General features: G+C 43.9%; 2 protein-coding genes. Both read left to right on the top strand.

What is annotated here, in order from left to right; translation table 11 throughout:
* The first annotated feature begins 5 nt into the window (after positions 1–5).
* Positions 6–7,022, top strand: coding sequence for a type I polyketide synthase (locus tag F6K38_RS32050; protein ID WP_287359100.1), 7,017 nt, complete (start codon positions 6–8; stop codon positions 7,020–7,022).
* Positions 7,023–7,073: 51 nt separating this feature from the next.
* Positions 7,074–7,217: a hypothetical protein gene (locus F6K38_RS32045; RefSeq protein WP_158026751.1), complete on the top strand. Its 144-nt coding sequence runs from the start codon at positions 7,074–7,076 to the stop codon at positions 7,215–7,217.
* The last annotated feature ends 5 nt before the right edge of the window (positions 7,218–7,222 follow it).

The following is a 7,222-nucleotide window of genomic DNA, read 5'->3' as shown; positions in this document are numbered from 1 at the left end:
ATCCTATAGCATATGTATTATTTCAATGGGAAATATATAGACCTTGGATTAAAGGTGCAACTATATATATTGTTCCTGATGAAATAATTTACGATCATGAGCAATTTTTAGATTTAATATTTCAAAATAAAATCAAGGAACTCACCATATCTCCTTCCTTAATACAAAGTATATTTAATACAATTGAAATCGAAACTATTACTGCAAAATTATCAGGCTTGGAAGTTTTTTGGGTAACCGGAGAAGCACTAACACAACAACTAAAATATCAATTGATAGATAGACTACCATCTGCTCGCTTATTCAATTATTATGGGATAAATGAATGTTTTACCGTTGCTATTGATAACCTGCGAGAAAGCGAAGATTTACCATCAGGATTCTGTGCTGTTGGGATTCCTTTTGAAGACGATGAAATAATTTTATTGGATGAGAATGGGCAGCAAGTTACTCCAGGGAAAGAAGGGGAGATGTATATTAAGAGTCCCTGCCTATTTCAAGCATATTTTAATAAACCAGAATTGACTGCTGAAAAGCTTGTTGACCTGAACGGCAATCGCTTTTTTAGAACAGGAGATTTAGCAGCTATTTTACCCAACGGCAAACTAGAAATTAGGGGTCGTTGTAATTATATGGTCAATCTGCGGGGATATAATGTATCTTTAGCTGGGATTGAAAACACCTTATTAGAACATCCTGAAATAAAAAGCTGTGTAGTTATTCTTCAAGGCAAAGAAGAAGCAGAAAAGAAACTGATCGCCTATTTCGTACCTCAGAAACAAAGCACTGAACCCCAGCAGATTAGGGAGTTAAAATTAAGGTTACGTCATCACTTACAAGACCATTTACCTCCTCATATGATTCCATCGGTGTTTGTGGTAATCGATAAAATTCCCATGACACCGATGGGTAAGTTGGATCGTCGCCAACTACCAAGTATAGACCATTCTCGCCCAGAATTGGCAGTACCTTTAGTCAAATCCCAATCCGATACAGAGAAACGTATTGCTCAGATTTGGCAAGAAGTACTTCAGTTAGAGGAAGTAGGAATTAATGATAATTTCTTTGATTTAGGTGGTAATTCTTTACTGCTGATCCGGGTTCACAAAAACCTGAGCAAAATCTTTGCAATTCATCTACCTGTAACAACACTGTTTGAACACCCAACCATCGCTACTCTAGCTCAACACTTGGAGCAAGATAAGGGAGGAAAAACAGCCGCTAAGCAGTACGAGAAAAGAAAGAAATCCATCGGGCATGGCTCCGATATAGCCATAGTGGGTATGTCTTGTAGGTTTCCTGGGGCAAACAATACCGATGCTTTCTGGAACAATTTACGAGATGGGGTAGAATCAATTTCCTTCTTTAGCGATCGCGAAATTGAGCTAGAAGATCCCAACTGGATCGAACACCCCAATTATGTTAAAGCCAGTCCTATCTTGCCAGATATTGACCTATTTGATGCTGAGTTCTTCGGCTACAGCGATAAAGAAGCTGAACTAATGGACCCCCAACATCGGCTTTTCCTGGAATGTGCTTGGGAAGCACTGGAAATTGCTGGTTATAATCCTGGAAATTATCCAGGTGCGGTGGGAGTTTATGGGGGTTCGAGTCCCAGCACCTATCTAATTAACAATATATCTCATAGCTTAGGATCTTCTCGGACAAGTCCTTTGCTTACCCATTGTCTATTTAGGGGCACTAAAGATGTCCATACCGACCTAGGCAATGGGGGAGATTACTTACCCATGCGGGTCTCCTACAAATTGAACCTAAAAGGGCCGAGTCTTAATGTTCAAACTGCCTGTTCCACCTCACTAGTTGCGGTTCACTTAGCTTGTCAGAGTTTACGCAGTGGTGAATCTGACTTAGCACTAGCTGGGGGGGTTTCGATCTTCGTTCCTCAAAAGACTGGTTATTTATACCAAGAAGGCATGATGTTGTCTCCCGATGGTCACTGTCGTGCTTTTGATGCTGAAGGTCAAGGAACTTTATTTGGTAGTGGAGTTGGCATAGTTGTCTTGAAGCGATTAGAGGAAGCGATCGCTGATGGAGACCATGTATATGCCACCATCAAAGGGTCAGCAATTAATAATGATGGGGCGGTTAAAGTTAGCTACACAGCTCCTAGCATAGAAGGACAGATAGCAGCCATTTCCGAAGCACTGGCGATGGCTAACATAGATCCTAGGACGGTGAGTTATGTGGAAACCCATGGAACTGGGACACCCCTGGGAGATCCAATTGAGATTGCAGCACTGACAAAAGCGTTTCGACAAAGTACGAACAGCCAGGACAATAATTTTTGCGCGATTGGATCGGTGAAAACTAATATCGGGCATCTCGATGTGACCGCAGGGATAGCAGGTCTAATTAAAACAGTGCTGGCACTCCACAATAAAGCCATCCCACCAAGTTTGCATTTTAAAGAACCCAATCCCAACATAGATTTCCCCAATAGTCCCTTTTACGTTAATACAGCCCTCACCCCATGGGAAGCAAAAGTCACCCCTCTCCGTGCTGGAGTCAGTTCTTTCGGTATGGGCGGAACCAATGTCCATGTTGTTCTGGAGGAAGCCCCGAAACAAGTTGAAAGTGGATCCCCCCTAACCCCCCTTAATAAGGGGGGCATAAGCGAAGCATCCCATGGCCTTAATAAGGGGGGCAACAACGAAGCATCCCATGGCTTCCCCCTTGCTAAGGGGGGCATAAGCGAAGCATCCCATGGCTTCCCCCTTGCTAAGGGGGACGGGAGGGGGATCGACGGGGGTGATGCAAAAGTCAAAAGTGAACGTTCTGTGCATATTTTGACTCTATCAGGGCAAACAGAGCAGGCTGTGGCAGAGTCGGTACAGAATTATATAACTTATCTGGAGTCCGATCCAAAGGCAGAGATTGGTGATATCTGTTTTACTGCCAATGGTGGACGTCAGCATTTTAACCATCGTTTGGCTGTTATTGCTGGCTCCACTCAAGACCTTCTGGAGCAGTTGCAAAGGTTTGGAAAGCCTGTTGATATCAACGATAGTTCCGAACCCCCAACAATTCACTCCCTCAAAGCAGACTCTACCAAGCAGATTGCCTTTGTGTTTACCGGACAAGGTTCTCAGTATATTGGTATGGGTCGTCAACTCTACCAAACTCAGCCCACTTTCCGCAAAACTTTAGACGAATGCGATCGCATCCTCCGTTCCTACTTAGATATTCCCTTGTTGGAAGTTCTCTACCCGGATTTAGATAACAGGGAACAGGGAACAGAACCTGACTCACCCATTCACCAAACAAGCTATACCCAACCTGCCATCTTTGCCATTGAATATGCCCTGGCCGGGTTGTGGAAATCCTGGGGTATCGAACCCGATGTAGTTATGGGTCATAGCATTGGGGAGTATGTGGCGGCTTGTGTTGCTGGGGTTTTTAGCCTAGAAGACGGACTGAAACTAATTGCCGAACGGGGTAGGTTGATGCAATCCTTACCCCAAGACGGAGAAATGCTAGCGTTGTTAGCTTCAGTTGCAGAAGCAGCAGAAGCAATTAAACCCTATGGCCGGGATGTCTCTCTTGCTGCGATTAATGGACCCCAGAGTGTGGTAATTTCGGGAGAAAGAGCCGCGATTAACACCATTGAGCGCAATCTTGCCGCAAAGGGAGTCAAAACCAAGAAATTAACTGTTTCCCATGCTTTCCACTCTCCCTTGATGGAACCGATATTGGCAGAGTTTGAGCAGGTGGTGGCACAGGTGCGGTTTAATTTACCACAGTTAAAACTGATCAGTAATGTTACGGGAGAATTAGCCACAGAAGAAATAACCACTAGCAAATATTGGTGCGATCATCTCCGGCAACCAGTACAATTTATGGCTAGTATGTCAAGCTTGGAAAAACTTGGGATAGATGTATTGGTAGAGATTGGAGCCAAACCAATTTTATTAGGAATGGGTCGTCAGTGTCTCCCCGAACATCAAGGGTTATGGTTACCTAGTTTGCGTCCTGGACAAGAAGATTGGCAACAAATATTAACCAGTTTAGCAGGACTATATTTGCATGGTGTGCCAGTCAATTGGCTCGGTTTTGACCAAGACTTTGCTCGTCACCGCATTCCCTTACCCACTTATCCTTTTCAAAGGCAACGTTATTGGGTGAGTCCAGAGGATAGTTTAATGGGAATAACTGCCCCTTCAACATCCCCAGGAGCGATTGGCGCGGTAGCCCCAGCGCTAAAAGCGATCGCACCAAAAGATATAGGTAAAAAGCCGGATATTACTGACTGGTTTTATATTCCATCTTGGAAACGGTCTATTACCCCCGCTTATCAACCAGGTGAAAAGCTGCTTGAGTCTGACACTCTAGTATTTATCGATGAGTGCGGACTGGGAGAGGAACTAGCAGAAAAACTGGCAATACAGGGGAGTGACGTTGTAAGGGTGAGTCGCGGTTCGGAGTTTGCTAAGCACAGCGATCGCGTCTACACCATTAACCCGACCCAAGCTGATGACTACCATACCCTACTCCAAGAACTGAAACAACTGAATAAAAACCCCAGTAGCATTATTCATCTCTGGAGTGTCACCCCAAATAACCACACAGAATTAGGAATAGAATCTTTTGAAGCGTCTCAGGATTTGGGTTTATACAGCCTGATATTTCTTGCCCAAGCCCTTGACAAACTGAATTTGATCGATCCACTCCAACTTACAGTTGTATCAAACAACCTGCAGGAAGTGAGCGGAGAGGAAGTATTATCTCCAGAGAAAGCAACATTGCTGGGAGCCTGTAAAGTGATTGGACAAGAATATCCAAATATAAACTGTCGCAGTATTGATATTGTTCTTCCCCCATCCCAAAAGCAAAAGCAGGAAAAACTTCTAACCCAACTACTGGCAGAAATTACAGCACAGTCGGAAGATTTAACCATCGCTTACCGGGGTAAACATCGCTGGGTGCAAAAGTTTGAACCCATGGGATTAGAAACACCTGGAGCAGAGACATTACCTCTGACAGAAGAAGGGGTTTATCTGATTATCGGTGGACTAGGGGCGATTGGTCTGTCCCTAGGGTTACACTTGGCAAAAACTGTACGCGCCAAACTAATCTTAATAGGGCGTTCGCAGTTTCCTGCCAGGGATGATTGGTCTCAATGGCTAGCTACTCACAATGCAGAGGATCGGATTAGTCGCAAAATTCAGAAATTGCAGGCTATGGAGGCTATGGGAGCCGAGGTGATGGTACTCAGTGCTGATGTAGCCGATGGACAACAAATGGAGGCTGTAGTCGCACAAGCAGAGGCTCGCTTTGGTAACATCAATGGAGTCATCCACAGTGTTATGTTTACTGGAGACAAAGCATTGTGTTCCATCAAGGAAATAACTAAAACTGATATTTGGCAGCACTTTCAAGGAAAAGTACAGGGAACCATAGTTTTATCAACGGTTTTGCAAAACAAAAACCTTGACTTTTGCATCTTAATGTCCTCCATAGCATCAGTGCTAGGAGGTTTGGGGGACGTTGCTTACTCAGCGGCCAATTTGTTTATGGATGTTTTCGTTCACCAGCAGAACCGAAGTAATTCCGTTCCTTGGCTGAGTGTGAACTGGGAGACTTGGGAATTCGAGAAACAAGATCAAAATTATGAGATTGCAGCAGGGCTGGCTGAATTTGCCATAACTCCAGAAGAAGGTATCCAAGCTTTTGAAAGGGTTTTATCCACTCCAGAACTCGATCAAATTATTGTTTCCAGTGGAGATTTACAAGCTCGTATCGATCGATGGGTCAAACTTAAATCTGTAAAAGAACGAAATAACAAGCATCAACAAGCATCATCTCCGCCGGTTGAGTTGCGTAAGCAATTGGAGACAGTTCCTGTGGGAGAGCGTCAGGGATTATTGGTTACTCACGTCCGGGCGCAGGTAGCCAAGGTACTCGGAATTTCTCCTGAGCGAATAACATTAGAGCAAAAACTCATAGACTTAGGATTAGATTCTTTGATGTCTATTGAATTGAGAAATGCTCTTCAATTGAGTCTGGGTTTGTCTGTGCCTTCTACTTTACTCTTTGACTATCCCACACCGGAAGCGTTGACTAGTTATTTGGCTCAAGAAGTTGCTCACTTGGAGGACTCAAAAAGTTTAACCGATGCCGCAATTCAACAAGGTATAGTTGAGGATGACTCTTACCACTCTACCTTAGTATCGATTCAGCCAAATGGTTCAAAACTTCCTCTGTTCTTTGTCCCCGGAGTCTTGGGAAATGTTTTCGATATCTATCCCTTGGCACAACACCTAGATTCAGAGCAACCTTTATACGGCTTGCGAGCCCTTGGTTTAGATGAGGGGGAAAAGCCATTAACCCGAATGGAAGACATAGCAGCCCATCACATCAAAGCCTTACAAGCCGTTCAGCCTAAGGGTCCATATTTTCTGGGCGGTCATTCAGCAGGAGGAAAGGTGGTTTTTGAGATGGCTCAACAGTTAAAAAATCAGGGACAGGAGGTAGCTTTACTTGCCATTATGGATGGTTTAGGGACAAATCTGCAAAAATATCAAGATTTTGCTGAGTGGGACAATAGCAAACTGATCGACGATCTAAGCAGTTTCTATCAAGGTTCTTTGGGAGAAGCGGTCAAAGTTGATCCTGAAAAACTTCAATCTATTGGAGAAGACCGCAAATTAGATTACCTTCTGGAAAGATTGACCATAGGTGGTTTGAATTTAAGCCAAGGTGAACTAAAACGCATTTTTCAAATTTACAAAGCTAACGTTCAAGCTGATGTTGACTATATTCCACAGGAGAGTTACCCAACTGCAATTACTTTCTTCCGAGCTATGGAAACAGAAGTCTTTGAGGCTACCCTCGGTGAAACAACAATACTGGAAGACCCAACTTGGGGCTGGGGAGAGATTTCTGCTCAACCTGTTACAATTCACAAGATTCCAGGCAACCATTTCACGATGATGCGAGAACCCAATGTTGGAGTTCTAGCTCAAACCCTTAGGACTTGTCTGGAAAGCAACTGCAATCTCTAAACTAATTGCACTATCAACAATCTCTGATTAACTATAGCGTTTATCGTAGCTATGAGGTACACATTATTTTTTCCCTCTTCCCTCTTCCCTCTTCTCTCTTCCCTGCTCCCTGCTCCCTGCTCCCTACTCCCTGTTCCCTGTTCCCTGTTCCCTGTTCCCTGTTCCCTTGTGTTTTATAAAATTACCGAAAAATAGAACAA

The sequence above is a fragment of the Moorena sp. SIO3B2 genome (assembly GCF_010692525.1).
In the GTDB taxonomy this organism is placed as follows: Bacteria; Cyanobacteriota; Cyanobacteriia; order Cyanobacteriales; family Coleofasciculaceae; genus Moorena; species Moorena producens.
The sequence above is the reverse complement of the archived record's forward strand: the minus strand, read 5'-3'. Positions and strand labels throughout refer to the sequence as shown.